Raw genomic sequence first — 1,908 nt, forward strand, 5'->3', positions numbered from 1 at the left:
CCATCCCGGAGGATGGCACCCCTTCTCCCGAAGTTACGGGGTCATTTTGCCGAGTTCCTTAACAACACTTCTCCCGCCGGCCTTAGGATCCTCTCCTCATCCACCTGTGTCGGTTTACGGTACGGGTACTGTATAAACAATAGCGGCTTTTCTCGACAGCCAGCTCATGTACTTCGCTACTAATGTTCGCTCCACGTCACGCCTTCAGATTGTTCAGCGGATTTGCCTACTGAACTCCTACCTCGCTTGTCCCGGTCTTTCCATTCCCGGGTTACACTCTCTGTCTGTGTCCCCACAGTTCTGTTATACAGCAGTACAGGAATTTCAACCTGTTATCCATCGACTACGCATTTCTGCCTCGCCTTAGGCCCCGACTTACCCAGGGAAGATCAGCTTTACCCTGGAAACCTTAGATATTCGGCCTTTAAGATTCTTACTTAAATCTCGCTACTCATTCCGGCATTCTCTCTACCCGTAAGTCCACGGCTCCTTTCGGTACCGCTTCGTCCCTACGGCTATGCTCCTCTACCGATTACATAAATGCAATCCCTAAGCTTCGGTGTCGTGTTTTAGCCCCGGACATTTTCGGCGCAGGACCTCTCGACTAGTGAGCTATTACGCACTCTTTGAATGTGTGGCTGCTTCTGAGCCAACATCCTAGTTGTCTTCGAAATCCCACATCCTTTTCCACTTAACACGTACTTTGGGACCTTAGCTGTAGATCTGGGCTCTTTCCCTTTTGACTACCCAACTTATCTCGTGCAGTCTGACTCCCATGTATATCTATATGGCATTCGGAGTTTGATAATCATTGGTAGGCTTTGACGCCCCCGCAAATATTCAGTGCTCTACCTCCATTAGACTTAACCATGAGGCTAGCCCTAAAGCTATTTCGAGGAGAACCAGCTATCTCCGGGTTCGATTGGAATTTCTCCCCTACCCACAGTTCATCGCCACCCTTTTCAACGGATGTGCGTTCGGACCTCCATTGCCTTTTACGGCAACTTCATCCTGACCATGGGTAGATCACCCGGTTTCGGGTCTGCCAATAGGGACTAGTTCGCGCTTATCACGCTTGCTTTCACTTCGGCTCCATGTCTTAAACATTTAACCTCGCCTCTACTGGCAACTCGCCGGACCGTTCTACAAAAAGTACGCGGTTGAACTATCCCGAAGGAATCGTCCTTCCACAGCTTGTAAACACAGGGTTTCAGGTTCTCTTTCACTCCCCTCCCGGGGTCCTTTTCACCTTTCCTTCACAGTACTATGCGCTATCGGTCACTGAGTAGTATTTAGCCTTACGGAGTGGTCTCCGCATATTCCATCAAGGTTTCTCGTGTCTCGATGTACTCTGGATACTGACTATAAAACTCTTCTTTCGGATACGGGCCTTTCACCCTCTTTGGATTGACTTCCCAGACAATTCTCCTAGATTTATTTTACGTTGTGTCAGTCCGAACCCCGCAGTGCACGCACCACGGTTTGGGCTCTTTCCCTTTCGCTCGCCGCTACTTAGGAAATCGATTTTTCTTTCTCTTCCTCTCCCTACTTAGATGTTTCAGTTCAGGAGGTTCCCTTCCTATGACTATTTTATTCACCATAGGATAACTGAGGTTTGCTCAGCTAGGTTTCCCCATTCAGAAATCTACGGATCAATGGATATTTGCTCCTCACCGTAGCTTATCGCAGCTTATCACGTCTTTCATCGGCTCTCAGTGCCAAGGCATCCACCCTGCGCTCTTCCTTGCTTAATCAGTTCTTAAACGAATCGTTTAAACAAGATGAACGTTCTCTCTCTTGCGATCTTAAGTATTTATTGATACTTGTTTCGTTAGATGACTTTCGTCATCTGGATGTCTTGTTAATTATTAATGGCTTGTAATTAAAATTACGATTAATAATCTCATT

The 1,908-nt window shown here is 47.3% G+C and carries 1 rRNA gene; it reads right to left on the bottom strand.

Annotation, left to right across the window (positions count from 1 at the left end):
* Positions 1-1,754: ribosomal RNA gene (locus tag B5D25_RS13040) — 23S ribosomal RNA — on the bottom strand; the annotation flags it as partial.
* Positions 1,755-1,908: the final 154 nt, after the last annotated feature.

The sequence above is a fragment of the Eubacterium ruminantium genome, assembly GCF_900167085.1.
In the GTDB taxonomy this organism is placed as follows: domain Bacteria; phylum Bacillota; class Clostridia; order Lachnospirales; family Lachnospiraceae; genus Eubacterium_Q; species Eubacterium_Q ruminantium.